Below are 26165 nucleotides of genomic sequence, written 5' to 3' on the forward strand. Positions count from 1 at the left end.
TTTCGGTACGGGGAGCCTTAGTAGCTGTCGTACGAATAGTCATCTGAATCGTTTGCAGTCTGGCCGTCGGATGCCGTGTCGGTACCGTCGGTAGATTGGGCGTCGGTGCCGTCGGTAGACTGGGCGTCGGTGCCGTCGGCGGTATCGGTGCCGTCGGCACTCTCACCGTCTTCGGAGTCAGTGGTCTCCTTCTTGGGAACGGTAATGGTCACGCGCGCCACGCCCGATGTCTTGGTGTCGTAGCGAACCTTTTCACCGTTCTTGGTAACCGTGACATCGGAGGGCTTGGACGTGGTGATCTCGATCGAGGACTCGGGCGTGTACTCCTGCTCAAAGGGACCGGTTGCCTGGGCGCCAAAGACCGATTTACCGTCGACCTTGACCTCGATCCAGGCGGTCTTGCCCTTGGCAACGGAGACCTTGACCTTGATAACCTCGTCCTCTTTCTTTTTCGCGTTCGCCTTGGCGGCATCGGAATCGGCAGAATCCGTCGCCTCGTCGATGCCTTCATCCTCGTCAACAGATTCGGTCGTCTTGGAAGACTTCTTGGTCGTCGTCTTGGTGGCCGCGGGCGTCTCGGGCGTCGACTCGGGTGCAGAAGAGCCGCAGCCACGCAGGAGGACCACGATGAGCAGAATCAACAAAAGCGCCACGGCACCGATGCCGGCGTAGATGATGCGCGGATCGAGTCCATTGTTCTGGGGGGCACGTCCACCGCCGCGTCCGCGATTAGAGCCACCGCGACCGTTTACCTGCGGCATACGGCCGCGACTGCTATCGGGACGACCACGATATCCGCCTTGGCTCTGCGAGCCGCGCTGACCCGAACGCGGCGCAAGCTCGCCACGGTTCTGATAGCCACGCTGGCCAGAGCGAGGCGCCGAAGAGCGTTGCCCGTAAGGCTGCGATTGAGAACGGAGGCGCGGCGTCACCTGCGTGGTATCGGCGTCGGCATATCCACCGTGGGAACGCCCGGCAGATACTCCGCGATAACCACGACCGGAGTAGCCACCGTCGCCGTAACCGGCGCGGGGATCGCGACTCAACCCGCGAGCGGCGGGAAGCGCACGATCATCCGGCATGGGCGTACTGCGAAAGCGATCTCGCTGAGAACGAATCTCCTCGCTGGAGCCCGTCTCGGTGATATAGCCCGCCTGCGGAGGGCGCTGGCCGTACCGCGTCGAGCGACCACCCTGAACCATCAGAAAGCGTCCGTTATCGACCGACGAACGCGAGTTAACGTAGCCGGCAGCATCCTGAAAACGACCGCCCTGCTGCGAGGTCTCGCGTTCATATGCCATGAGGTCATCAAAATAAGCGTTGACGACCTCGCGCGGGTTAAGCCCCAAAAAGCGAGCATAGCTCGAAATCATGCCCTGCGCATAGCCGCGCGGAGGCATCGATGCAAAGTTACCGGTCTCGAAAAACTCGATGATCTGCGGCCTGATTTTGATGGTGTTGGCGACCTGCTGGATGGAAAGGCCCATCCGGCGACGCTGCTCGAGCAGCATGTCACCAAAGCGTGCAGCCATCAGAATCCTCCAAACTCACGATCTTCACGTGCCATCTCGGCGTCGACAGACTCCAACGCGGCGAGCCCCTCCTCGTCCAGCAGGACCTCGCGCGGCTTGGAACCATCGGGCGGGCCGACGACACCCTTTTCTTCCAGCATGTCCATAATACGCCCGGCGCGCGCATAGCCAACCTTGAGGCGGCGTTGCAGCCCAGATGTGGAGCCCAGCTGCGATTCCACCACAATATGGGCGGCCTCCCAGATAAGCGGGTCGTCATCTTGCGGTTCGGCAACGCCCGTGCGAACAATGCCGCCACCAGCCATGGACATGGAAGCGGGCGCCACGGCAGAGAGAATCTCCTCATGGTAGTCGGGCTCGCTTTGCGACTTAACGAACTCGACGATCTCGTTGATCTCGTCGTCCGAAACAAAGCAGCCCTGGATACGGCGGGGCTTACCCCAGTCGACTTTGGAGAACAGCATGTCGCCCAAACCAGTAAGCTTTTCGGCGCCCACCTGGTCGATAATGACGCGGGAATCGATGCCCGTAGCCACGTTAAAGGCAATACGATTGGTGATGTTGGCCTTGATAAGGCCCGTCACCACGTTGGAGCTGGGGCGCTGCGTAGCCACGATAAGGTGAATACCGGCGGCACGGCCCAGCTGGGCGATACGGACGATCGAGGCCTCGACATCCTTGCCGGCTACCATCATCAGGTCCGAAAGCTCGTCGATGATGATGACCAGATAGGGCATCTTTTGCGGCGGGTTATCGTAATGCTCGAACTCGCCGGCAGCCTGCTTTTCGTTATAGGTCGAAATCTTGCGAACGTTGAGGCGCTCGAAGACCTTCAGGCGACGCTCCATCTCGGACACGGCCCACTGCAGCGCACTGGCAGCCTGCTTGGGCTCGGTCACCACGGGCACATAGAGATGCGGCAGGCCGTTATAGCCCGCAAGCTCGACGCGCTTGGGGTCGACCATGATAAGGCGAACGTCCTCGGGAAGGGCGCGCATGAGCAAGGTCGTGATGATGGAGTTGATCATGACCGACTTACCCGAACCGGTGGTGCCGGCGATCAGCAGATGGGGCATCTTGGCGAGGTCGGCGACAACCGGCGTGCCCTCGGCATCGCGACCGATGGCAAGCTCGAGCGGACCGCCCTTCACATAGGGAAGCACGTCGCCCAGGTTGACGTTCTGACGCTTGCGATTGGGGATCTCGATACCCACAAGCGAGGTGTCGGGAATCGGCGCAAAAATGCGCACCGACTGGGCGGCAAGCGAAAGCGCGATATCGTCCTCGAGGCTCGAGATCTTACTCACGCGCTCGCCCTCACCGGGCTGCAGCTTAAAGGTCGTGACCGTGGGGCCGGCAATCCAGCCGACGACGCGGGCGCTACGGCCAAACTCAAGCAAGGTGGACTGCAGCGACTCGGCAGTCTGTTCCAGCTCCTTGTCAGAAGACGCGGAGGACGCCGACTGCGGGTTGGCATGCAGGATTTCGAGCGGCGGGAGCTTGAGGCCGTCCTCTTGGTCGCCCTCGGCATCGGCATTGGTACCGTCCGCTCCCCCATCGCCGGCTGCAACAGAAGCAGCGGAAGCCGTGGGGGCGGAGGCATCGGAAACCTTGGGATGCTTTAGGAAGTCAGGGATCTGCGGAGCTGCCGAAACGGGATTCACGGCAAACGGCGGCTCGGACTCGTCAGCCTTGTCCGGATCGTCTTCCATCGAAAACTGTCCGGTGACCTGTCCTGCCTTGGCACGGCGACGCGGCAGTAAGGTTGTCTTGGCGGTCTCGAGCGGAGCCTCGTCGTCCTCGTCATCGCCCTCGGTGAGTTCGATTTCGCTATCGGACCAAGACGGGTCGGGCTCGCTCGTGTTGAGCTTGGGCACGGCCTTGCCCTTCTTGGTATGGCGGCGCGGCAGCAACGTGGTCTTGGCTCGCTCGGCCTCCACGGTCTCGGACACATCGACAAACGGGTCATCGTCCTCGTCGTCATCCAAAACCGAATCGACATCGCCACCCATGACCTTGGTCACGGCGGCGTCAGTTGCCTTCTGACGCAGGATGCTCAGGTGCGGACGGGCGACGCCGGGAACCGACAGGGCCTCTTCGTCGCCCCACGGGCTCGCATTGACATCGGCACGACGGCGCTCGGCAAAATCGGCGGCGCGATCGCGTGCGGAGCGCAAAACGCCGCCCACCGAGAAGCCGATAATGACCAGGCCAACGACGACAAGGCCCAGCAAGACAACCATGGCAATAGGTTTACCCAGGGCGTTTTGCAAGGTACTTGCGATAAAGGCGCCAATGTAGCCGCCCGAGGCGGAAAGGTTCTGCGGCGTAAACATGAGGTCACACGAATCGCTCGTGCCCGGCACCATCAGCGACAGGATAGAGACAATGGCCACAAAGACCACGGCGCCGCCCGCGACCGAGCGAATGTTGAGCGGCGAGTCCTCACCCAAAAAGAGCGTGGCGGCGAACAGCAAGATGACGATCGGCAGCACGTAAGCGCCCAGGCCAAAGCCGAGGTGATAGAAGCCGGCGACAGCAGCCGTCACGGGCGCCGTTGCCGGCGAAATCACGGCAATGAAGGATGCAATCGCCAAAACGGCAATGACCACGCCGGCGATATCGCGATTGGCCGAAGGCTCGACCAGGGGCTCGAACTCATCGAACTCGGACTCGTGGCCCTTATTGGCACGCAGATGGGAACCGGCACCCTTCGCAGATGCCGGTTGGTTGTTGGCCTTATTGCCTTTGGCGTTTTGTGCAGATCCGCGCGCCAAACTAAACCTCCATGACGACCGGGATGATCATCGGGCGAGTGCGCGTACGGCTCCAGATAAAGTTGGAGAGCGAATCGCGCACGGCTTTGCGAATGGCATCGGAGCCGCTGCTGGTAAAGCTAAACTTGCCCTTCTCGATCGTCTTCATGATGGCTGCGGAGGCATCCTCGGAGAACTGATCGTCGATGGCAAACGAAACGCCGCGGCCCGAGAACTCGATAGCCTCGATCTTCTTGTGCTTGAGCGAGACGATGGCAACGGCCGTGACCATACCGTCGTTGGCGAGCTTTTGGCGATCGCGCAGGACGATGGGATCGGTGTCACCGATGCGCAGACCGTCGACATAGACGACGCCGGACTCGACGGGCGTACCGCGCTTTACGATACCACCGCGCATCTCGAGCGTGTCACCGTTGTCGAGGATAAAGATGTGATCGTCCTTGATGCCCATCTTACGGGCAAGCTGGGCATGGGCGCGCAGATGCACGGCTTCGCCGTGAACCGGCATAAAGTAGGTAGGCTTGGCCATGGCCATCAGAAGCTTGAGCTCCTCCTGGCTGCCGTGGCCCGAGACATGAACGAGTGCGCGATTCTTATCCCAGACGTCGCAGCCGAGCTTGGCCAGGCTGTTGACGACCTGCTGGACGGCCTTCTCGTTGCCGGGAACGGGAGTTGCCGAGAGGATGACGGTATCGCCCTCGTGGATGGAGAGCGTCTTGTGCTCGCCGTTAGCCATGCGGGACAGGGCCGACAGCGGCTCGCCCTGCGAACCGGTGCACATGACGACGATCTTATCGTCAGGCAGGTTATCGATATCGAAGGCATCGAGGATATCGGCATCGTCGATGTTGAGGTAGCCCAGCTCGCGCGCCACGCGGGTGTTGGTGAGCATGGAGCGTCCGGTCACGACGACCTTGCGGCCGCACTTGCGAGCGGCGTCGCAAATCTGCTGTAGGCGATGGATGTGGCTCGAGAACGACGCGACGAACACGCGGCCCGGGGCGTTCTTGATGGCGTGCAGCAGGTTGGGGCCGACTTCGGCCTCGGACTTGGTAAAGCCCGGAACCGTGGCGTTGGTGGAGTCGGAAAGCAGCAGGTCGATGCCCTGTTTAGCAAAGCGGCTGATGGCGGCATAGTCGGGCGTGACGCCATCGATGGGCGTCTGGTCGAGCTTAAAATCGCCCGTGTGCATGACGGTGCCCTGATTGGTGCGAATGAACACGCCCAGAGCGCCGGGGATGGAGTGCGTCATGGAGAAGAAATCGAGCGAGATGCCACCGAGATTGACGTGGCTGCCGCCCTTGACCTCACGGAACTTGGGCGCGCGAATGCGGAACTCGGAGAGCTTACCCTCGATAAAACCGAGCGTCAGCTTGCTCGAGAAGATGGGCACCTTGTTGTTGAGGTCCTGCAGCAGGTACGGAAGCGAACCGGTGTGGTCCTCGTGGCCGTGGGTGACGACGATGCCGCGGAGCTTCTCCTCGTTCTCCAGGACATAGGTGTAGTCGGGAAGCACCAGGTCGATACCGGGCTGGGAGTCGTCGGGGAACATGAGGCCGGCGTCGACGAGCACCATGTCGTCGCCGCACTCGAAGACCGTCATGTTCTTGCCGATGCCGTCAAGGCCGCCGAGCGGAATGATCTTCAAGGGAGATGATTTTTTAGCTGCCATAGGTTCGTGTGGTTTCCTTTCTTCGAAACGGGTCTGGAACAACCGACGGGGCGCTTCTGGCAAACCGACCGCCGGGAACGTACAAACATGCATCGCAGAGTCGATGCAGTAACCACAGCATCATACCCAATTGTCCATCAACAGACCACCCATGCATCAAAGCCCCATCTGAACCTGTGTATCCCCTTGATTCTCATTTTCATTGCAACAGCCTCAGGACTCAGCGCAACGCGTTGCGCTGAGTCCTGAGGCGCGAATCCGGGTAGGCAACCCCAGAGGGGCCGGAATCCCCCGGCCCGCGATGGAGGGAGGCCGGCATGTCCAGACCCAAGCCGTCCGGAAGGTCGTACGGGAGGCTCACGAGGCACGAGAGGAACACGGTCGAGAGGATGCTCGACCGCAACCGCAGCGCCCGCGAGATCGCCGCGGAGCTCGGCAGGTCGCCATCGACCGTGACCAGGGAGGTGGCGGCGCACCGCTACGTCACCGCGCCGCGCTCGCGCTACGGCGAGCCCGCGCCCGCGGACCTGTCGGGGGCCTGCCCCAGGCTCTCCGCGTGGCCGAGGTGCTGCAACGGCTGCTCGCACAGGAGGGGCTACGGCTGCTCGAGGAGGCCCAGGGTGTTCTACAGCGCAAGGAGGGCGCAGGAGGCGGCCGACGCCGAGCTCTCGGCGAGCAGGTCCGGGATCGACGAGACCGAGGAGGGCGCCGCCGCCAAGCTCGCGGCCATCAGGGACGGGCTCGCGCGCGGGCTCTCCCCGCAGCAGATAGCGGCGACGACCCCCGGGCTCAGCGCCTCCACCGTCTACAGGTGGGTGGACGCCGGCTACGACGGCATGACGAACATGGAGCTCAGGCGCAAGGTCGGCTACAGGCCGAGGTCGCGCCGGGCCCCGGGGAGGGCGACGTCCCACTCGCCGCGCAGGTCGCACGCGTCGTTCCTCGCGCTCGGCGAGGACGCCTGCGCCGCGGCCTGGGAGATGGACACCGTCGAGGGCCCCAGGGGCGACTCCGCCAGGCTCCTCACGCTCCTGCACCGCCCGAGCCGCTTCCAGCTGGCCCTGCCGCTGCCGGACGGCACGTGCGCCTCGGTCCTGGCGGCGCTCTCCTCCCTGCGCGGGGTCCTCGGCGAGGACGGCGCGAGGCGCGCCTTCGGCGCCGTGCTCACCGACAACGGGAGCGAGTTCGCCGACGAGGGCGCCATCGCGGCGCTGTTCGGCGAGCGGGACGGCGAGACCAGGCTCTTCTACTGCGACCCCCGGCAGAGCCAGCAGAAGGGCGCGTGCGAGAAGAACCACGTGGAGATCAGGAAGCTGCTGCCCAAGGGCGCAGGGGCCAGGTTCGACCGGCTGACGGCGGCGGACTGCGCGCTGCTCATGTCGCAGGTGAACTCCGAGCCGAGGGGGGCGCTCGGGTTCCTGACGCCGGCGCGCGTGCTGCGGATGGCCCTCGGGGAGGACGCCTCCGCCCTCATGGACGCGTTCGGGATAGAGGAGCTGGCGCCCGGCGAGCTCGACCTCACGCCCGGCTGCATCGACAGGGCCAGGGCCGCGAGGGGCGAGGGGCCGCTGGCGGGATAGGCGGCGGGCCGGGACATGGGCCGGAGGGCCCGTTGCGCTGAGTCCGGAACGGCTGCGCGGCGGGCTGGCGGAGCATGCGGCGGCGGCACGGGGACGCCGGCCTCCACAGCCTCTCCACCTGCGGAAACGAGGCGACGACCAGGTGCCGGGGGCTATTCCCGCGTTGCGCTAGCTGCGGAAACGCGGAGCCCGTTCAGGCTGTTGCGTTGAGATTGAAAATCAACCAACCTGTGTATCCCGCCGGTCTGGGCTCAGCGGCCCCGGCACGGGCTAAGTTTCCTGCTCTACAGTCCTGCTCACGACGGAGGCCACATTAAGTGGCCTCCTGTTCGTGCGGAACTCGCGATAAACTTAGCCCGTGCCGGGGCCGCTGAGACCAGACCTGCCAATAAAGGACAGGTTTATTTAAGTAGGTTTTATCTGAGGAAATGCTGCTACGTCTATCTACAGATCTGAAATCTGACTACTGAATAGACCGTCTAACTAAATAGCGAGCGGCATTAACCAGCCCTTTTGCTTGCGCCCGGGAGGGCCGTATATGAAGTTTATCGCGAGTTCCGCACGCAAAGGAAAGCACTTAATGTGCTTTCCGTCTTGCGCAGGACTGTAGAGCAGGAAACTTCATATGCGTCCCTCCCGGGCGCAAGCAAAAGGGCGACCCCGCAGTGGGGTCGCCCTTGTTGAGCTGCTTATATGCGGCTGTTACTCGGCGTCGTGGTGACGGCGGGGCTTGCGGCCTCCGTTGTCGCCGGGACGGCGCGGACGGTCACTGCGCTCGGAGCGCTCGCGACGCGAACGCTCACGGCGCTGGAAGTGCTCGCCGTCGCCCTCGGAGGCACCCTCGGCGCGAGCAGGGGCCTCGGGCTTGTCAAGACGATCGAGCGAGATCTTGCCGCGATCGTCGACCTCGATGACGACGACCTTGACCTCGTCGCCCACATTGAGGACGTCCTCGACCTTCTCCACGCGACCCTTGGCGACGCGGGAGATGTGCAGCAGGCCGTCCTTGCCGGGCAGCAGGTTGACGAAGGCGCCGAAGGGCTGGATGGAGACCACGCGACCGGTGTACTCCTCGCCCGGCTCGGGAACCTTGATGATGAGCTTGATGCGCTCGACGGCCTGGTCGACGGACTCGCCGGTGCCGCCGACAAAGACGGTGCCGTCCTCCTGGATGTCGACCGAAGCGCCGGTCTCGTCCTGGATACCGCGGATGACCTTGCCGCCGGAGCCAATGACGTCGCGAATCTTATCGGTAGGAACCTGGATGGAGACGATGCGCGGAGCGGTGCTGCGTGTGGTGTGGCGCGGCTCGGGAATCACATCGAGCATCTTCTGCAGGATGAAGGCGCGACCCTCCTTGGCCTGCTGCAGGGCGCGGGCCAGGATGTCGAAGGTAAGGCCGGTGGCCTTGTTGTCCATCTGCAGGGCGGTGATGCCCTCGGTGGTGCCGGTGACCTTAAAGTCCATGTCGCCCAGGAAGTCCTCGAGACCCTGGATGTCGGACAGGACCACGGTCTTGCCCTCCTCCTGGATCAGACCCATGGCGATACCGGAGACCGGGCGCTTAATGGGCACGCCGCCGTCCATAAGGGCGAGCGTGGAGCCGCAGGTCGAAGCCATCGAAGAGGAGCCGTTGGACTCCATGACCTCGGAGACCACGCGGATGGCGTAGGGGAACTCGTTCTCGTCGGGGAGCACCGGGAGCAGGGCGCGCTCGGCAAGGTTGCCGTGGCCGATCTCGCGGCGCTTGGGGCTGCCCATGCGGCCGGTCTCGCCGGTGCAGAACGGCGGGAAGTTATAGTGGTGCATGTAGCGCTTGCCCTCGGTGGGCTCGATGGTATCAAGACGCTGGCCCTCGTTGAGCATGCCGAGCGACAGGACGGAGAGCACCTGGGTCTGGCCGCGCTGGAACAGGCCGGAGCCGTGAACGAGCGGCAGGTAGTTGTCCTTCACCATGATGGGACGGATCTCATCGGCGGCACGGCCGTCGACGCGCTCACCGGTCTCGACGACCATGGTGCGCATGGCCTTCTTCTCGAGCTTCTTGAGCGCCACAGGGATCTCGCGCTCCCAAGCGGCCTGCTCCTCCTCGGTGAACTCGGCACGGATGGACTCCTTCAGAGCCTCGACCTTGCCGATACGGGAGAGCTTGTCGGCGTCGCGAAGGGCGGCTGCCATCTCGTCGTAGTGAGCGAAGATGCGCTCCTGGACCTCCTCGACGGGTTGGTCGAGCGGGTACTCCTTCTTGACGATGGGGCCGTTGACCTGCTCCCACTCGGCGACGAACTCGTGTTGAGCCTGGCAGAAGGCAGCAAGGGCTTCCTGGCCAAACTTCATGGCGGCGAGCATATCATCCTCGGAGATCTCCTCGGCGCCGGCCTCGACCATCGAGATATAGTCGGCAGAGCCGCCCAGCTCCAGGTCCAGATCCGAGTTCTCGCGCTCCTCGTAGGTGGGGTTGACGATAAACTCGCCGGTCTCCACGTTACGGCCGATGCGCACGCAGGCAAGCGGGCCCTCGAAGGGCACGCCGCCGAGCGTCATGGCCAGGGAAGCACCCATGACGTTGATGACGTCGAAGGGGTTGACCTGGTCGGCGACGAGCGAGGTGGCGACGATGTGCACCTCGTTGCGGAAGCCGTCCGGGAAGCTCGGGCGAATCGGGCGGTCGATCATGCGTGCGGTGAGCGTGGCCTTCTCGCTGGGACGGCCCTCACGCTTGAGGTAACCACCCGGGATGCGGCCGGCTGCGTACATCTTCTCATTGAAGTCGACGGTCAGCGGGAAGAAGTCGTAGTTCTTGCGCTCCTTAGAGACGACCACGGTGTCGAGCATCGTGGTGTCGCCCTGCTTGACCAGGCACGCGCCGGTGGCCTGCTTGGCAAGCTCGCCCGACTCAAAGGTGTAGGTCTTGCCGTACAGCTCAAAGGTCTTGGATACGAGTGTCATTGTTCTCCTTTACCCCACAGGCCCCTTGCCTGCGGGCTTCTCATGTGACACGGGCCCCCTGCCCCCGCCACGCTTCAGAGCGTGATTGTTCACGCCCTTACACAAAAAGAGCGCCCCGCTGCGCAGGACGCTCTTAGCATGTACAAATCCTTACTGGATGTTGTCGCGGATGCCCAGAGCCTTGATGAGCTCACGGTACTCGACGATGTCGTTCTTCTTGATGTAGGAGAGAAGACGACGACGGCGGCCGACGAGCATGAGCAGGCCACGACGGGTGTGGAAGTCCTTCTGGTGGGACTTCATGTGCTCGGTCAGCTCCTTGATGCGCTCGGACAGGATGGCGACCTGAACCTTGGGGTTGCCGGTGTCGACCGGGGTGTTACCGAACTGGGCAGTCAGCTCAGCCTTGCGCTCTTTGGAAACAGTCATTGTTTCACCTTTCGTTTCTTGTCGCCCGCGGGCGACATTATACGCCTCGGACTGGGAAGCCGCCGGTGGAGCGAGCATCCAAGGTCGAGGTACCAACAGGTCGGTATGTTACCACAAGCGGCCCGCGCCTGCGCATCATCACCGACCCAACATGAATTCCATCGCACGGAGGCGCTGATCGGTGTGCGTCGCAGCCCAAACATGCGAAAGCCCCAATAAAAAGGCAGCGGTATGGGGATCGATCCTCTCGGCCATGAGTGCATCGAAGGTCATGGACATGAGGGCGCGCAGCCACGCGACCTCACCGGTCGACACCAGCTCGGCACCCGGAACGCTCGACGCGCACGACCCGCACATGAGCCCGCCCACCCGGGGCGAAAAAAACGACAGCATGGGGTCTCCGCACAGCACGCAGGCCGAAAAATCGGGTCGATAGCCAACGTGCGACAGCAGCTTAAAGACATATGCCGCCACAAGTAGATCCATATGCGCCGTGTCGAGCCCGCTGCCCACCAGGGCAAGCGCTCGCTGCGTGATGGCAAAGGTAAATGGATCCTCGGCGTCCTCAAACGAGCACACGCGCGCGACCTCGGCGATCGCGCTTGCGGCACAGGTCGTCTCGTAATCGGGCGCAGCGCCGAGCGGCGCCTCCATAAGCTCGGCCTGGGAAACCACGTCGAGCGACCGTCCATGCGCGAGCAGCATATCGACGGTACAGAACAGCTCGCAGCGCGCAGCCAGGCGCCCACCGGGTTTGCGGGCGCCCTTTGCCACGGCGCGAACCTGCCGACCCCGTTCGTCAAGCATCGTCAGGATCAGGTCCGTCTCTTTGAGCTTCGTCTTGTCGAGGACGAGCGCCTTCGTGCGATATGTCCGGGAGCCTGCCATGCGCGCCGCGCGTCCTTAGTCCTCGGCGTTGTAGCCAAAGCGGCGAATCTGGGCCTCGTCGTCACGCCAGCCGGCCTTGACCTTCACGTCCAGCTCCAAAAAGACCTGCGTGCCAAAGATGCGCTCAAGATCGCGGCGAGCGTCGATACCGATATGTTTGATCATCTCGCCGCCCTTGCCGATGATGATGCCCTTTTGGCCCTCGCGCTCGACGTAAATGGTAGCGTGCACGCGCAGCACCTTCTTGGTCTGCTCGAGCGCATCGCAGATCACGCCAACGGAGTGCGGGATCTCATCACGGGTGCGGCGCAAGACCTTCTCGCGCACAAACTCGGCAACGAGCGTCTCATCGGAAGCGTCGGTACCCATGTCCTCGGGGAACCAACGCGGACCCTCGGGCAAAAAGTGCGCAACGGTCTCGATAAAGGCATCGACGTTGAAGTTCTTGACCGACGACGTCACGATCTCGTCGTCATATTCCATAAGCTCGTGGGCGGCCTTAAGCTGCTCCATGACCTGTGCGGGGTCGGCCTCATCGGCCTTGGTGAGCACCAGGACCTTCTTGGAACGGGCATTCTTGACGCGCTCGGCAACCCAGGCGTCTCCCCTGCCGATCGGCTTGGTGGCATCAATCAAAAACGCGACGACATCGACATCGTTCAGCTCGAACAGCGCGCTCTTGTTGAGCTCGGACCCCAGGCCGTCCTTGGGCTTGTGAATACCCGGGGTATCGACAAAGACCAGCTGGTAGCCGGGGCGATTGACGACGGCGCGCATGCGACGGCGGGTGGTCTGGGCCACCGGCGAGGTGATGGCAACCTTTTTGCCATAGCAGGCGTTGAGCAGCGTGGACTTACCGGCGTTGGGACGGCCGACCAGGGCCACGAAGCCGCTGCGAAAACCGGGTTCCACGTCGCCAAAACCCGCGAGGCTCTCATCCTCGTCGCACAGGGCGTCGAGCTCCTCGTCGCTCATGCCCTCAAACGGATCGAATTCCTCGACATCCTCGCAATCCTCGGTCGCTTCGGCATCCACCGCATCCAGGGACTCGTCGTCCAGAGTTTCATCGAAAGGCTGCATATTGTCGGACATGAAAATCCCTTTCTAAATAAAGTCGAGCGCGTGGGCAAATACCAGCAATCCCACAATCGCGGCGGTGATGGAAAGTACGTATACGGAGGCGGCGGCGATATCCTTCGCACGCTTTGCCAGCGGATGGAGCTCCTGGGTCGCCAGGTCGACGATCGCCTCCATGGCGGTGTTGCACAGCTCGCCGTGAATCACCAAGCCACAGCAGATGATAACCGTGGCCCACTCGGCAATGTCGAGCCCCACGATGCAGCCGGCAATGACGGTGCACACGCCCGCCACGAGCATGACCTTAATGTTGCGCTCGGTCTTAACGGCGGTGACGAAGCCCTCCATGGCGTAGGAGAACGACTTTAAGAAGGACGGATGGTCCTTGTTCGATCCGGGAATCATAGACGGCTCCTAGTCGTGGGCGTGGTTGGTGATGGGGCCGACGTGGACCAGCTTGGGGTCCTCGCCGCGCTCGAGCGCCAGATCGCGCAAGATGGCGTCCTCGCGGGCCTCCATGACCTCGGCCTCGTCGTCCTCGATATGGTCATACCCCAGCAGGTGCAGCATGCCATGCACGAGCATCAGGCGGCACTCGTCGGTAGGGCTATTACCAAAGCCGGGGGCCTGGCGGGCAATGACCTCCGGGGCCAGGATAATATCGCCGAGCTCGAGCGTCTCGTCGGCGGGAATATCCTCGTCAAAGGCCGAGTCGCACTCAAACGAGAGGACATCGGTGGTACGGTCGATACCGCGCCACTCGTGGTTGAGCTCGTGCATCTCGTCCTCATCGACATACGAAAGGGAAATCTCAACTTCACGCTCAACGCCCTCGGCGGCAAGCACGACCTCGCAGATGTGCTCTACCTCCTGCGCGTCGAGCAGCGTATCGAGCTCGGCATCGTTGCTGATCAATACACTCAACGGGACTCCTTTCGGTCGTCCACGCGCTTATCGCGCACATCATCATAAGCATCGTATGCCTCGACGATACGCCCCACCAAGGCATGGCGCACCACGTCGGCACGCTCGAGGTGAGAAAATGCGACATCGTCGACACGGCCTAAAATCCGCTCAACGTCGGCAAGACCGCCGCGACGACCCACCAGGTCGCGCTGACTCAGGTCGCCGGTAATCACAAACTTGGAGTTAAAACCCAGGCGCGTCAGGAACATCTTCATCTGCTCGGGCGTGGTATTTTGCGCCTCGTCGAGCACCACGAAGGCATCGCTCAGCGTGCGGCCGCGCATGTAGGCAAGCGGGGCGATCTCAATCACGCCGCGCTCCATGAGCTCATCGGTGCGCTCGCGATCCATCATGTCAAAAAGGGCGTCGTAGAGCGGACGCATGTAGGGGTCAATCTTTTCCTCGAGGGTACCGGGCAAAAAGCCCAGATTCTCCCCCGCCTCGACAACCGGACGCGTCAAGATCAGACGGCCCACCTCGTGACGCTTGAGCGCGGCAACGGCGAGCGCCATGGCCAGATAGGTCTTACCGGTACCGGCGGGACCAAGGCCAAACGTGATGGTATGCGAGCGGATGGCATCCACGTAGCGCTTTTGGCCGAGCGTCTTGGGGCGAATGGCACGACCGCGATACGAAAGCAGCACATCATCGCGAAGCGACGTAGCCTCGTGCTCACCGTCGCGCAAGACGGCCAGGCAGCGAGAAACATCGTCGGCAGACAGCGTGCGTCCGGCGGCCGCCTCGCGAAAAGTATGGTCGAAAAAACGCGCCACGAGCTCGACCTCGTCCGGGTCACCGCTCACGGCGATGCTGTCGCCACGGACGACCACATGGGCACGAACCAAACTCTCGAGTGCACGAAGGACACCGTCGCCGGCGCCCAAAACGCGCGAGGGGTCAATACCCTCGGGAACGGTAAGTCTAATCTTCGAGGCTTCCATGAACCTCCCTGCGTGCATGGACCAAGCCGGAATCATCGACTCCGATGATAGCAACATCGAGCAGGCACGGGGCTGTGAGTCCACAGGTATCGTCAAGACGGGCATGATGGAACGAACCGAGCGTCAGGTTGTCGCCATACTCAAGCACGGCACGCTCGACGGTTCCCACGCGACGGCGAGCGTCGGCAATGGCGAGTTCCTGCGCCGCGGCCCTCATGCGGCGGCTACGCTCGGCCATAACCTCGGGCGGCACCTGGTCGGGCATATCGGCAGCAAGGGTACCGGGACGCTTGCTGTAGCGGAACACGTGCATACGCGAAAAGCCCACACGGCGGCACAGTGCCAGCGACTCCTCAAACTCCTCGTCCGTCTCACCGGGAAAACCGACGATGACATCGCACGAAAGGGACACCTGAGGCAAGTTGGTGCGAATCATGCGCACCGTTTCCTCGAAGGCCTCGGCGCTATAGGGACGGCCCATGCGATGCAGTGTCCTGGTGCAGCCGGACTGCACGGGCAGATGTAAAAACGGGGCGATGCGCTTCGGATAGCGCGCCATGACCTTAAGCAGGGACTCGGAGATATCCATGGGCTCGACCGAGGAAATGCGCACATGCGGAATGGACGTGCGCTCCATGATCGCCTCGAGCAGCTCATCGATCTCGACGTGTTCATCAGTCGCGCTCTTGCCATCGTAGGCGCCCAGGTTCACACCCGTCAGCACCACCTCGGGCACGCCGGCCTCCTGTGCCTCGCGAACTTGCTCGAGCACGGACTCGACCGGCACGGAGCGCTCGGGGCCGCGGGCCTTCCACACAATGCAATAGGTGCAACGATGGTTGCAGCCGTCCTGGATCTTCACGCCCAGACGCGAGCGACCGAGCGCGTCGACAACCTCGCCGTCGCTGCAGGCGGGAACGTCATCGGACTCAACGCCCAGCACCTCACAGACGCGTTCGGCGACATCGATCTTGGACGGCTCGGCGATCACGCGGTCCGAGAGCTCCAGCAGCTCCTCGGGATGCAGATTGACCACGCATCCGGTCACGACCACATAGGGCTCGTTTGGATAGGCCAGCGCATGGCGAACGGCCTTACGGGTCTTGGCCTCGGCCTCGCCCGTAACGGCACAGGTGTTAATGACGATCAGCTCAGCATCCTGAGGCTCCACCATCGCAAAGCCCAGGCGCATTAGATCGGCAGTGATACGGTCGGACTCAACCCGGTTGACACGGCAGCCGAGGTTGACGACAGAGATATGAGGTGCGAGCACGCGGGCTCCTTAATCGAGGATGTCGTCGAGGGCACTCTTGATACGGTCGGTCACTGACTTCTTACCGGATGCGACGTCATCGCCTATCTCGTCGGCAAAGGCGCGAAGCAGCTCGCGCTGCTTATTGGAAAGGTTCGTGGGGACGACCACACGCAGCTGCACGATCAGACGACCGCGCGAACCGCCACCGCCGATACGCGGCATGCCGTAATTGTTGACGCTCACGGTGTCGCCGTACTGGGCGCCAGCGGGGACGCACACCTTGACGACCTCGTCAGGCATAATGCCCTCGACCTCGATCTCGCATCCGAGCGCAGCCTGCGCAATCGAGATATCGCTCACGAGGTACAGGTCGTCGCCGTTGCGCTTAAAACGCTCGTGGTCGGCGACGCGCACGTTGACGATCAGGTCGCCCGACGGCTCGCCGCGAAGGCCGGCCTCGCCAAAACCGCTCACGCGCAGCTGGCGACCGGTCGAAACGCCGGCGGGAATATCGATATCGATCTTTTCGTGCGAAGGCGTGCGGCCCTGACCGTCACAGGTCTCGCAGGGATGGTCGATGACCGTGCCTTCGCCGTGGCAGTCGGGACAGGGCGAAGAGGACTGAACCTGGCCCAGGAAAGAACGCTGGACCGTCGTCACATAGCCCGTGCCGTGGCAGCGGCTGCACTGCTTTTCCTGTGCGCCCTCGGCCCTACCGGTGCCGTTGCAATCCTCGCAGGGGGCAAGGCGGTCATAGCTGATCGTCTTTTTGCAACCGAGTGCCGCCTCCTCAAGGGTCACCGAAAGGGAGATGGCCATATCGCGGCCGCGACGACGCTCACGGCGATTTCGGGCGCCACCGCCGGCACCGCCGCCAAAGAACGACGAGAAGAGGTCGTCCATGCCCATGCCACCAAAGATATCGTTGATGTCGACATAGCCAGAGCCACCGGGGCCGTCCGCGGTGCCGTAACGGTCGTAGTTAGCACGCTTCTGCTCGTCGGAAAGAACGGAATACGCCTCGTTGAGCTCTTTGAACTTGGCCTCGGCCTCGGGGTCGTCCGAAACGTCCGGGTGTACGGTACGGGCCTTCTTTAGAAACGCGCGCTTAATCGTCCGCGCGTCGGCATCCTTGTCGACGCCAAGTACCTCGTAGTAATCCCTATTTTCCGACACGACCGAATCCTTCCGACTTTCATTATTGTCACAGTGCGTCCTATACCCAAGCTGGGCCGGCCGCAAACAGAGGGGTTGATGTTATTGCATTGCGTAGGGCGAAAGCATGGCACGTTGCGAGCAGCTCGCAAACCAAACCGACACGAGCGCAAACATAAATCCGTTGGCAAAACCGTTGGCAAACTGCATCGCGCCGCGCTTCCACCACAGCAGGCTGCGGTGCAGCACGCCGTCCGAGACCACCATGAACAGGCCCATGGCAAACGGAATAAAGCACATCACGGCAAAGGCCGAGAACACGCCCGAGATGGCCGACAGCACCAAAAACGGCGCCACGATGCCCATCAGGTAAAAACCGGTACGGGCCTTGCCCTCCAGACGCTCGGCCTCGACATGAGCGCGGCCGACCAGATCGCCACCCGAGGCACCGTTGGTGCCGGCGTGACCCATGCCGCCAATGCGGACCTCGTCGCCATCGTGCGTACCGGCAGGAAACTCAATCGTCTGCTCGGAGGTCACACGGACACGGCCGCTGCCGCCGCAATCGGGGCAGGGGTCGGCGACGACCTTACCGGAACCGCCGCACTCGGGGCAGACCGACTGAAACGTGCCGGCACCGAACAGGAAGGACAGGTCGACATCGATGTGGCCGCGACCACCGCAGCTCGGACAGGTATGTGCATGCTCGGACGAAACAGAACCCGAGCCGCCACAGTGGCCACAGGTATCGAAGCGCGTATAGCGGACGGTCTTGCGGGCACCGCCCTTGGCCTCCTTAGCGTCGAGCTTGATATCGACGACCACGTTGGCGCCGTTCTCGGGATTATAGGCAGCCTGCCCGCGACGCGGCTGGCCCCAGGCGCCACCAAAGGGAAAGCCGCCCTCAAAGGGATTGCCATAGCCTGCGCTGCCGGCGTAGCCGCCGCCATAGGGCGAAGCCGTAGGAGCGCCGGCGAAGGGGTTGCCCGAGCGCATGGCGTCGTAGCGCGCACGCTTCTGCTCGTCCGAAAGCACGGCGTAGGCCTCGGAAACCTCTTTAAACTTTTCCTCGGCATCAGGTTCTTTGTTGACGTCCGGATGGAGCTTGCGGGCCTTTTGCTGGAAGGCCTTCTGTATATCACGCGAGGTGGCGTCCTTGGAGACACCCAAAATCTCGTAGTAATCTTTTTCGTTCATCGTCGCCATGCGCGGCAACCTCCTGCTCACAGCAGCGTATATATTGCGGTAATTCTACCCGAGCGGCCTAAGCTAGACCCCAAAACAGCTCGAACAGCACATTTCCATCGAGCCAGCCCAAGTGGGTGGGCGCTAAACGGGCGTGGGCACGACCTGCGATAACGTCTTTCGAGGCGACGCACCCCGCATGCCCCTCGACATAATCGGGCACCCAAGTGGCAAGACCCAACTCGAGCGCACGGTCACAGGCCGCCACCAGCTCGTCTGCAGCGATCACGCTTGCCGAGCGAACCAACAGATCGGGCCCAATGCCACGCGTCATGCGGCAGGCGAGCATCAAATCCTCGGCCGCAGCCTCGCGCTGCGACAGATACTCGGCATCAAACGTCGTCGCGGCGTCGTCGCGTTGCACCAAGCGCACGCGATACGCATCGCCGCGAGCAGGCACGTCGGGAAACAGCCCGGCCAAGCGATCGAAATCCTCGGCGTCGAGCATACCGGCGGCAGAGCGGCCCAAGCCCAGATAGCCCCGTCCTGTCCAATAGGCAATGTTGTGGGCACACTCATGTCCGTCGAGCGCGTAGCTTGCCACCTCATACGGGTGATAGCCGGCCGCACCCAGGCACTCACGCGCCGCGTCCATGCACGCAGCCTGAAAATCCTCGTCGGGCTCGAGCGACTCGTCGCGACACGCCATGTGGTAGAGCGGCGTGCCCTTCTCGAGCGTGAGCGGGTACACCGACACATGATGCGGCGCCGCCGCCAGCACGCCATCGAGCGTGCGTTGCCAGCTTACGGCGGTCTGCCCGGGAAGTCCGCACATCAGGTCGCAGGACACATCGAGCCCAGCGTCCTTAACCGTCGTGATGGCAGCGAGCGCCCGATCGGCATCGTGAATACGGCCAATCGCAGCAAGCTCGGCGTTGTCAAGGGTTTGAACTCCCAGAGAGACGCGTGTGACACCGACCTTGGCAAGCGCAGTGGCAAGCCCGGCGGTCAACGACTCGGGATTGGCCTCGCAGGTAAACTCAACGGGCTTGCACCACATGCAAATACGCCGGGCAAGCTCCACCAGACGCTCTCCTGCCAGCGACGGCGTACCGCCGCCAACATAGACGGTGCGGACCTGCGCAAGCGCGCCTGCGTCGCCAAAGGAATCGAGGCGCGCATACAGTTGCTCAAAATAGAAATCGAGCGCAGCACTCAGGTCGCACGAAGCAAAACTGCGTGAGTCAAAGTCGCAGTATCGGCACTTTTGGGCGCAAAACGGCACGTGGACGTACAGCGCGGTAACGGCCACCGTTAGGCCTCCAGCGGATGAGCGGGCACCGACTCGCCGGCGGCAAGCGCGGCCTCGCAGGCCACCACATCGCGCTCGATATCATCGACCAATGCCATGAACTCCTCGTATGTGGAGCAGCGCACCACCTGCGCGCGCCAGGCGGCGGCATGGGGCATGCCCTTAAGATACCAGCTCGCGTACGTGCGGGCACGTGACATAAGCGGCAACAGCTCATGCGTGAGCGTCAGGTGCTCGCGCAGGGCATCCAGGCGCTCGACCGAGCTACGCACCGGTACTGGCGTGCCATCGAGTGCAAGGGCTCGAGCATCACCGAACACCCAGGGGTTGCCATAGATACCGCGCGCGATAAACACGGCACTGGCGCCCGAGTTGCGCAGGCGTTCCGCCGCATCCTCGGCGCAGAACACATCGCCCGAACCGATAACGGGAATCTCGACGGCGTCGGCCACCTCATCGACGACCGACCAATCGGCCTGGCCCGTATAGAGCTGCGTGGCACAGCGGCCGTGCACCGCCACCGCAGCTGCCCCTGCCCCCTCGAGCATCTGGGCAAACGTCGCGGCATTGCGGTCTTCGGCGTAAAAGCCCTTGCGAATCTTCACGGTCACGGGAACATGCGCCGCGCCCACCGCTGCCTCGACAATCCGCTCGGCCAGGTCGGGCGTACGCATAAGCGCCGAGCCCTCGCCCTTGGTAACGACCTTGCGAGCCGGACAGGCCATGTTGATATCAATCAATGACAGGCGATCGCCCACGCGTTCCTCGACGGCAGCGACGGCACCCGCAAACTGATCGGGCTTGGAACCAAAGAGCTGCACGCAGATCTGCTGCTCCTCGTCGGCCGGCAACACCAGGCGCCACGTCTTGTTGCTGGCATAGGCAAGGCCCGCAACGCTCACCATCTCGCTGTAGGCAAGGTTGGCACCGCGGCGGCGACACATGATGCGATAGGCGGGGTCGGTTACGCCCGCCATGGGAGCCATAAGGAACGGCTGCTCGGCATAGGCGCCCAGCAGACGCTTGCTGTATTCAGAAAGCGCCATGGACTTACTCGTCTACCTTTAGGATCGCCATAAAGGCCTCCTGCGGGACCTCGACCGAACCGATGGCCTTCATGCGCTTCTTGCCCTCTTTCTGCTTCTCGAGCAGCTTGCGCTTTCGCGAGATATCGCCGCCATAGCACTTGGCCAAAACGTCCTTGCGACGCGCCTTGACGGTAGAGCGGGCAATGATCTTGTTGCCGATGGCGCCCTGAATAGGCACCTCGAACAGCTGGCGCGGGATGATTTCCTTGAGCTTGTCACACAGGCCGCGGGCCAGGCCATAGGCCTTATCCTTGTGCACGATAAACGAAAGCGCGTCCACCTCATCGCCCGAAAGCAAAATATCGAGCTTGACGAGTTCGGAGGGACGGTACTCGTTGAACTCGTAGTCGAGTGAGGCATAGCCCTTGGTGCGACTCTTGAGCTGGTCAAAGAAGTCCAGGATGAGCTCGGCGAGCGGCATGTCAAAGCGCATCTCGACCGATTTGCTCGTGAGATGGATCATGTCAGTTGTAATGCCGCGGTGCTCGATAGCGAGCTGCATGACGGCACCCGTATACTCGGGCGGGCAGATAATTTTGGCCTTGAGGTAAGGCTCCTCAATGCGCTCGATGCGCGTAGCCTCGGGCAGATCCTGCGGGCTGCGAACATCAATCATCTCGCCGTCGGTCTTATAGACGTGATAGTCCACCGAAGGGCTCGTAGCAATGAGGTCAAGGTTGAACTCGCGCTCCAGGCGCTCCTTGACGACTTCCATATGCAGCAGGCCTAAGAAGCCCACGCGGAAGCCAAAGCCGAGCGCCACCGAGGTCTCGGGCTCCCACACCAACGACGGGTCGTTGACGTGCAGCTTATCGAGAGCGTCGCGCAGGTTCTCGTAATCCTTGTTGTCGATCGGAAACAGGCCCGTATAGACCATGGGCTTGGCCTCGCGGTAACCGGGAAGCGGCTCGGGGCAGGGATTCGACGCCCACGTGAGGGTATCGCCCACGTGCACGGCCTCAGGATCCTTCAGACCCGTGACCACGTAGCCGACCTCGCCAACCGTCAGTGCGTCAACCGGGGTCTCGGCAGGACGCTTGACGCCCACGCCGTCGACCAAGAAGTCACCTTCTGCCTGCATCATGCGCAGGGTATCGCTCTTCTTGATGGAGCCGTCAAAGACGCGGACCGTGGCAACGACGCCGCGGTACTCATCGAAATACGAATCCAGGATAAGCGCCTTGAGCGGCGCGTTCGCATCGCCCTTGGGCGGTGAAATCAAAAAGACGATGGACTCCAACAGGTCGTGGATACCCTCGCCGGTCTTGCCTGATACGCATACGGCATCGTCGGCGGGAATCGCCAGGTCATCCTCGATCTCGGTCTTGACCTCATCGGGGTGTGCCGACGGCAGGTCGATCTTGTTGATGGCGGGCACGATATCCAGGTTGGCGTTCATGGCGAGCGTCGCGTTGGAGACGGTCTGCGCCTCGACGCCCTGCGTGGCGTCGACGACGAGCACCGCGCCCTCGCAGGCGGCCAGCGAACGCGAGACCTCGTAGGTAAAGTCCACGTGGCCCGGCGTATCGATCAGGTTGAACTGATACGTCTCGCCATCGTCGGCGTCATAGGAAACGCGAACGGCATTGGACTTGATCGTAATGCCGCGCTCGCGCTCGATATCCATGGTGTCGAGCAGCTGCGACTCCATGTCGCGCTCGTCGACGGTATGGGTGAGTTCGAGGATACGGTCACTGATCGTGGACTTGCCATGGTCGATGTGCGCTACGATCGAGAAGTTACGGATGTGGGAAATGTCAATTGAAGTATTCATGCGGACTATCTTACCCGAGCGGTACAAAAAATGGAGCCTGTTCCATAAAACAGGCTCCATTTATGCGCGTAATCTGTGTGGTGTGAAATTTACAACTTAGGCGTTGATGCTGTTCACGAGCTTGGCAAGACCGGACTTGCGGTTGGAAGCCTGGTTCTTGTGGATAACATGCTTGGCGGCAGCCATGTCGAGACGCTTGGTGACGGTCTTGAGGGCAGCCTGGGCCTTCTCGGCGTCGCCCTCGGCGACGGCGGACTGGACGTGCTTGGTCAGCGTCTTGAGCTCGGACTTGACAGCCTTGTTACGCATGCGAGCTGCCTCATTGGTGCGGATACGCTTCTTCTGAGACTTGATGTTTGCCACTTCTGGAGTTCCTTTCGAGTTCCTTGCAAAAAATGTATGACACCTCTGAGACACGGTGAGGTCATGCAAGCGCCTACTATAGCACGCTCCCCCTCAAAGGGATAGAACGAATTTGTCAAATAGGCAGGTATCATCACGATTTTCTCAAGATGTTCGTAATCCAGAGCAAAAGCGCGGTCTCCGAATCAGCCGAACCCTTCAGTGCGAGCTCCACATCGACGGCACCCTCGAGCGCGGAAACGAGCTCGGTCATCGAAAAACGACGTGCCCAGGTCAGGTGATTCTTGACCTGCCAGGCCTGAAGCTTGAGCGTCGCGGCAAGCTCACGACCCTGCCCACGCGCATCGAGCGCCTTGGCAACGATAAGCTCGCGAATACGCCCGCACAGCAATGTGTAAGTCCACACGTAGCTCTTGGCGGGCAGTAGATTGAAGAGCTCAAGCGAGCGGCGCATATCGCGGGCCGACACTGCGTTGAGAAAGTCCCAGGGCTGAACTTCGGCCGTGCGCACGATCCAGCGCTCCACATCGGCAAGCTCAATTTGCGGCGCCTCGACCATCTGGGCAAGCTTGGCCAAGTCGTTATCGAGCATGCGGGTGTTCTCGCCCGAGCGCGAGACGAGCTCCTCGGCAGCAGCTGTCGAGATGGACTTACCGCGCTGCGTCGCCATCTGCTGAACGCGGCGCGGCAGTTCCCAGCGCTTGGTACCCGAACAATCGACGATAGCCTTCTTGTCGATCTTGGCGATTGCCTTATACAGGCGCGTATTCTTGGCAAGTGAGTCGGCAATAATGAGACAGACCGTCGTGGGGCTGGGACTTGCGAGGTACTCGACAAGCGGTTCCGAGACCGCCTTGGCAAGCTTGGAGCAGCCGTCGAGGATCACCAGGCGAAACTCGCTGCCCATGGGAAAGGTATTGAGCGAGCCGATGATCGACTCAATATCGGGATCTTTCGTCATGTCACGTTCATCGAGGTTGAACTCAACCATACCCGACTTTTCCAAGCGAGCTTTCATACGCGAGACGGCGTGGTCGCGCTTGACCCCATCGGTACCGACGATCAGATATGCCGGCAGCAGACCGGTTTCGGACATTGCGCTCCCCTCCCGCAGGATCTCGTGTTCGTACCGTGCCATTCTAGCCCACGGGTTGGTCCCGCGCCAACGGCAGCATCACGGTCGCTGACATCGCATGGCAAAACCGGTTGCGGTCGGCGAGACGGTAATGTCTCCTTGTTCGATAGTGCATGCGAACGCGCCGCCCGCATCGCGAACGGCATCGATACAGGCATCGGATGGATGGCCGTAGCGGTTGCCCTCGCCCGCACTCGCGATAGAGAGCTCGGGCTTAAGCGTTTCCAGCAGCTCTGTGTCGACGGAAACTTTTGAGCCGTGATGTCCCAGCTTAAGCACATCGATATCGCCCACCTCCTGTACAAACTCGCGCTCCTGATCGAGTTCGGCATCACCAGTGAGGAGCATACGCAGGCTCTTGCCTTCCCGAGCATAGGAGAGCAGCAAGACAAGCGAGTCCTCATTGCCCTCGCCATCCACTGTGTCAAACGGCCACATCACACGAGCCCGAAATGCGCCGATATCGACCGTGTCTCCGCGGGCCACCTGCCGATACGTTACGCCGGGGCGATTTAGGACCTCAGAAGGCGCGCCGTCCAGCGCATCCGCTGCAACCGCAATGGATCCAACCGAAAACTGATCGAGCACATCGGGAAGACCACCCCAATGGTCTTCATCCCAATGCGTCACGAAGACGGCGTCGATATGGTGGACATTGTTGCGAACCAACGCCGACACCACGCGGTCATCGAGCCCACAGTCGACGAGCGCCACAGCGCTGCCTTGGCGAACCAGAATCGCATCGGCCTGACCAACATCGAGAACCGTTACCGAAGGCGGCACACATCGATCCCAATAGACATACGGAACCCCCGCAGCAAGCATCAAACATAGCAGCCCCACTGCCATGGGCCGCACGCGGGGGCGTGGCCACCAGACCAAGAGGACCGCCAGCGCAAACGGCACCACGTATACCAAGAGCGTATCGGGCGGCACGCTAACGGATGCGCCCGGAACGGCGGCAAAGAGCTGTTCAAAGAACAGAGCGCAGCGAGCGACAATCATGGGCACCACGAGCGCCCCGTGACGCAGCAGCGGCACAAGCGAGCAGGGCACCAACACAACCGATACAGCGAGCAGCATGCTTATCACCGGACCGATCACGGCATTTGCAAGCGGGGCAATGAGTGAAAACGTCCCAAATGCGGGAATGGTTACGGGAAGTGTCGCCAGCTGCGAGCACAGCGTGACGGACAAAATACTGGCGAGGCCCGGTGGCACACTCAGCTCGCCCAAGGCGTAGGTAGCGTAGGGGCAAAAACAAAGGATGGCAAAGACACTGGCGCACGATAGCTGAAAACCCATCTCGAACAATACCGTCGGACGCAGCAACACAAAGATTGCCATGGTGACGAACAGAGCCGAGAGGCCATGCCGACGACGCCCGGCGCCGTTGGCGACAAGCGACGCCGCCACCATGCAGCACGCGCGCACGGCCGAGGGCGAAGCGCCCGTAAAAACGGCATAGGCAGCGAGGGCCAGCACCAACAGCCCCCGCTGCAGCCCACGAGAGAGGCGTGTCTTTTGCAGGGCGCTCTCAATCACAAACCCCACGATGGCAAGATGACTACCCGAGACAGCGATAAGATGTGCGGTGCCCGTTACCGAAAACCAATCGCCCGCCGGCTGGGCACGCAGCTCGGCCGAGCGTCCGCAGACAACGCCGGCAATGAGCGAGCGCGCTGGATCGGTCGCGGGCGCGATAACGGCAAGGAGCTCGTTTCGAAGCCAAGACAACGGGCCTGGAGGGCCCTCGTCGATCGATACCAACCGGACGACTTTAACCTTTCGAAGCTCGCCCCGAAGCACGCGTGAGCGCCCATACGCATCATTCTCAAAGCGCGAAATTCGACCGATAGCACGTACATGCGAACCGACGCCGAGCTCACGATCGCACGACAGCCATACCTGACCCAAATGCTTTTCGCCCGCAAACGCATCGCAGGTATAGGAGTACACACCGTCATTGATGGACGGATCGCCGTGCACAACAAACTCAAGACTGCTCGCAGCCCGATTATCCAGTGCCCTCGATGCGTGTAGCGCTCCTATCGCCCAAGCCGCGGACACGACCGCTCCCGCAACGA

Annotated in this window: 20 protein-coding genes; 1 reads left to right on the plus strand and 19 read right to left on the minus strand. The window is 62.1% G+C overall.

Annotated elements, in window-relative coordinates; genetic code table 11:
• Positions 1–17: 17 nt before the first annotated feature.
• The 3 genes from ACGHEN_RS06080 to ACGHEN_RS06090 are packed head-to-tail and all read right to left on the minus strand — an operon-like array spanning position 18 to position 5981.
• Positions 18–1532 carry a helix-turn-helix transcriptional regulator gene (locus tag ACGHEN_RS06080; protein ID WP_347478486.1) on the minus strand — a complete coding sequence of 505 codons (1515 nt, stop codon included), beginning with the start codon at positions 1530–1532 and terminating at the stop codon, positions 18–20.
• Positions 1532–4309 carry a DNA translocase FtsK 4TM domain-containing protein gene (locus tag ACGHEN_RS06085; RefSeq protein ID WP_390398122.1) on the minus strand — a complete coding sequence of 926 codons (2778 nt, stop codon included), beginning with the start codon at positions 4307–4309 and terminating at the stop codon, positions 1532–1534. The genes ACGHEN_RS06080 and ACGHEN_RS06085 overlap by 1 nt, the downstream gene beginning before the upstream one ends.
• 1 nt (position 4310) lies before the next feature.
• Complete coding sequence (locus tag ACGHEN_RS06090) at positions 4311–5981, minus strand: ribonuclease J (protein ID WP_118079872.1); 1671 nt, start codon at positions 5979–5981, stop codon at positions 4311–4313.
• 317 nt (positions 5982–6298) lie between these two features.
• Between ACGHEN_RS06090 and ACGHEN_RS06095 the strand changes: the two genes are divergently transcribed.
• Positions 6299–7561: an IS30 family transposase gene (locus ACGHEN_RS06095; RefSeq protein WP_390397345.1), complete on the plus strand. Its 1263-nt coding sequence runs from the start codon at positions 6299–6301 to the stop codon at positions 7559–7561.
• Positions 7562–8263: 702 nt separating this feature from the next.
• Here the strand turns inward: ACGHEN_RS06095 and ACGHEN_RS06100 are convergent.
• From ACGHEN_RS06100 to ACGHEN_RS06175, 16 genes are all read right to left on the minus strand, one after another.
• Positions 8264–10510, minus strand: a complete 2247-nt coding sequence (locus ACGHEN_RS06100) for a polyribonucleotide nucleotidyltransferase (protein ID WP_390398125.1) — start codon at positions 10508–10510, stop codon at positions 8264–8266.
• A 150-nt stretch (positions 10511–10660) separates the two neighbouring features.
• Complete coding sequence (gene rpsO / locus ACGHEN_RS06105; RefSeq protein ID WP_035138510.1) at positions 10661–10939, minus strand: 30S ribosomal protein S15; 279 nt, start codon at positions 10937–10939, stop codon at positions 10661–10663.
• A 138-nt stretch (positions 10940–11077) separates the two neighbouring features.
• Entirely contained in the window at positions 11078–11827 is a 750-nt protein-coding gene (recO, locus tag ACGHEN_RS06110) for a DNA repair protein RecO (protein ID WP_390398127.1), read from the minus strand.
• 15 nt (positions 11828–11842) lie between these two features.
• On the minus strand, positions 11843–12919 hold the full coding sequence (gene era / locus ACGHEN_RS06115; RefSeq protein ID WP_347478491.1) for a GTPase Era: 1077 nt from the start codon (positions 12917–12919) through the stop codon (positions 11843–11845).
• 12 nt (positions 12920–12931) lie between these two features.
• The gene (locus tag ACGHEN_RS06120) at positions 12932–13309 is read right to left on the minus strand and encodes a diacylglycerol kinase family protein (RefSeq protein WP_022094706.1); all 378 of its coding nucleotides are present in this window, start codon (positions 13307–13309) and stop codon (positions 12932–12934) included.
• Positions 13310–13318: 9 nt separating this feature from the next.
• The gene (gene ybeY / locus ACGHEN_RS06125) at positions 13319–13828 is read right to left on the minus strand and encodes an rRNA maturation RNase YbeY (protein WP_347478492.1); all 510 of its coding nucleotides are present in this window, start codon (positions 13826–13828) and stop codon (positions 13319–13321) included.
• Positions 13825–14811: a PhoH family protein gene (locus ACGHEN_RS06130; RefSeq protein ID WP_390398131.1), complete on the minus strand. Its 987-nt coding sequence runs from the start codon at positions 14809–14811 to the stop codon at positions 13825–13827. The genes ybeY and ACGHEN_RS06130 overlap by 4 nt, the downstream gene beginning before the upstream one ends.
• Positions 14792–16084 carry a MiaB/RimO family radical SAM methylthiotransferase gene (locus tag ACGHEN_RS06135; protein ID WP_349125253.1) on the minus strand — a complete coding sequence of 431 codons (1293 nt, stop codon included), beginning with the start codon at positions 16082–16084 and terminating at the stop codon, positions 14792–14794. Before ACGHEN_RS06135 ends, ACGHEN_RS06130 begins: the two co-directional genes overlap by 20 nt.
• Before the next feature lie 9 nt (positions 16085–16093).
• The gene (dnaJ, locus tag ACGHEN_RS06140) at positions 16094–17242 is read right to left on the minus strand and encodes a molecular chaperone DnaJ (protein WP_390398134.1); all 1149 of its coding nucleotides are present in this window, start codon (positions 17240–17242) and stop codon (positions 16094–16096) included.
• A gap of 81 nt (positions 17243–17323) precedes the next feature.
• Positions 17324–18427, minus strand: coding sequence for a DnaJ domain-containing protein (locus ACGHEN_RS06145; RefSeq protein WP_320678003.1), 1104 nt, complete (start codon positions 18425–18427; stop codon positions 17324–17326).
• A 58-nt stretch (positions 18428–18485) separates the two neighbouring features.
• Positions 18486–19718, minus strand: coding sequence for a radical SAM family heme chaperone HemW (gene hemW, locus ACGHEN_RS06150; RefSeq protein WP_390398137.1), 1233 nt, complete (start codon positions 19716–19718; stop codon positions 18486–18488).
• 2 nt (positions 19719–19720) lie between these two features.
• A complete protein-coding gene (gene dusB / locus ACGHEN_RS06155) occupies positions 19721–20764 on the minus strand; it encodes a tRNA dihydrouridine synthase DusB (protein WP_390398140.1) in 1044 nt (347 codons plus the stop codon).
• A 4-nt stretch (positions 20765–20768) separates the two neighbouring features.
• Positions 20769–22580: a translation elongation factor 4 gene (lepA, locus tag ACGHEN_RS06160; protein WP_390398143.1), complete on the minus strand. Its 1812-nt coding sequence runs from the start codon at positions 22578–22580 to the stop codon at positions 20769–20771.
• 96 nt (positions 22581–22676) lie between these two features.
• Positions 22677–22943 (minus strand): 30S ribosomal protein S20, encoded by a 267-nt coding sequence (gene rpsT / locus ACGHEN_RS06165; protein WP_022094714.1) that lies wholly within the window; start codon positions 22941–22943, stop codon positions 22677–22679.
• A 133-nt stretch (positions 22944–23076) separates the two neighbouring features.
• Positions 23077–24039 (minus strand): DNA polymerase III subunit delta, encoded by a 963-nt coding sequence (gene holA / locus ACGHEN_RS06170; RefSeq protein WP_390398145.1) that lies wholly within the window; start codon positions 24037–24039, stop codon positions 23077–23079.
• 78 nt (positions 24040–24117) lie between these two features.
• Complete coding sequence (locus ACGHEN_RS06175; RefSeq protein ID WP_390398148.1) at positions 24118–26148, minus strand: DNA internalization-related competence protein ComEC/Rec2; 2031 nt, start codon at positions 26146–26148, stop codon at positions 24118–24120.
• Positions 26149–26165 lie beyond the last annotated feature (17 nt).

The organism is Collinsella sp. i06-0019-1H4, assembly GCF_042849575.1.
In the GTDB taxonomy this organism is placed as follows: Bacteria; Actinomycetota; Coriobacteriia; order Coriobacteriales; family Coriobacteriaceae; genus Collinsella.

Excerpts from the sequence above, each read along its gene's own strand:
- ACGHEN_RS06120 (WP_022094706.1), bottom strand. The coding sequence starts at position 13,309 with ATGATTCCCGGATCGAACAAGGACCATCCGTCCTTCTTAAAGTCGTTC.
- ACGHEN_RS06145 (WP_320678003.1), bottom strand. The coding sequence starts at position 18,427 with ATGGCGACGATGAACGAAAAAGATTACTACGAGATTTTGGGTGTCTCC.
- ACGHEN_RS06090 (WP_118079872.1), bottom strand. The coding sequence starts at position 5,981 with ATGGCAGCTAAAAAATCATCTCCCTTGAAGATCATTCCGCTCGGCGGC.
- ACGHEN_RS06095 (WP_390397345.1), top strand. The coding sequence starts at position 6,299 with ATGTCCAGACCCAAGCCGTCCGGAAGGTCGTACGGGAGGCTCACGAGG.
- ACGHEN_RS06080 (WP_347478486.1), bottom strand. The coding sequence starts at position 1,532 with ATGGCTGCACGCTTTGGTGACATGCTGCTCGAGCAGCGTCGCCGGATG.
- ACGHEN_RS06100 (WP_390398125.1), bottom strand. The coding sequence starts at position 10,510 with ATGACACTCGTATCCAAGACCTTTGAGCTGTACGGCAAGACCTACACC.
- era (WP_347478491.1), bottom strand. The coding sequence starts at position 12,919 with ATGTCCGACAATATGCAGCCTTTCGATGAAACTCTGGACGACGAGTCC.
- ACGHEN_RS06130 (WP_390398131.1), bottom strand. The coding sequence starts at position 14,811 with ATGGAAGCCTCGAAGATTAGACTTACCGTTCCCGAGGGTATTGACCCC.
- holA (WP_390398145.1), bottom strand. The coding sequence starts at position 24,039 with ATGTCCGAAACCGGTCTGCTGCCGGCATATCTGATCGTCGGTACCGAT.
- lepA (WP_390398143.1), bottom strand. The coding sequence starts at position 22,580 with ATGAATACTTCAATTGACATTTCCCACATCCGTAACTTCTCGATCGTA.
- dusB (WP_390398140.1), bottom strand. The coding sequence starts at position 20,764 with ATGGCGCTTTCTGAATACAGCAAGCGTCTGCTGGGCGCCTATGCCGAG.
- recO (WP_390398127.1), bottom strand. The coding sequence starts at position 11,827 with ATGGCAGGCTCCCGGACATATCGCACGAAGGCGCTCGTCCTCGACAAG.
- rpsO (WP_035138510.1), bottom strand. The coding sequence starts at position 10,939 with ATGACTGTTTCCAAAGAGCGCAAGGCTGAGCTGACTGCCCAGTTCGGT.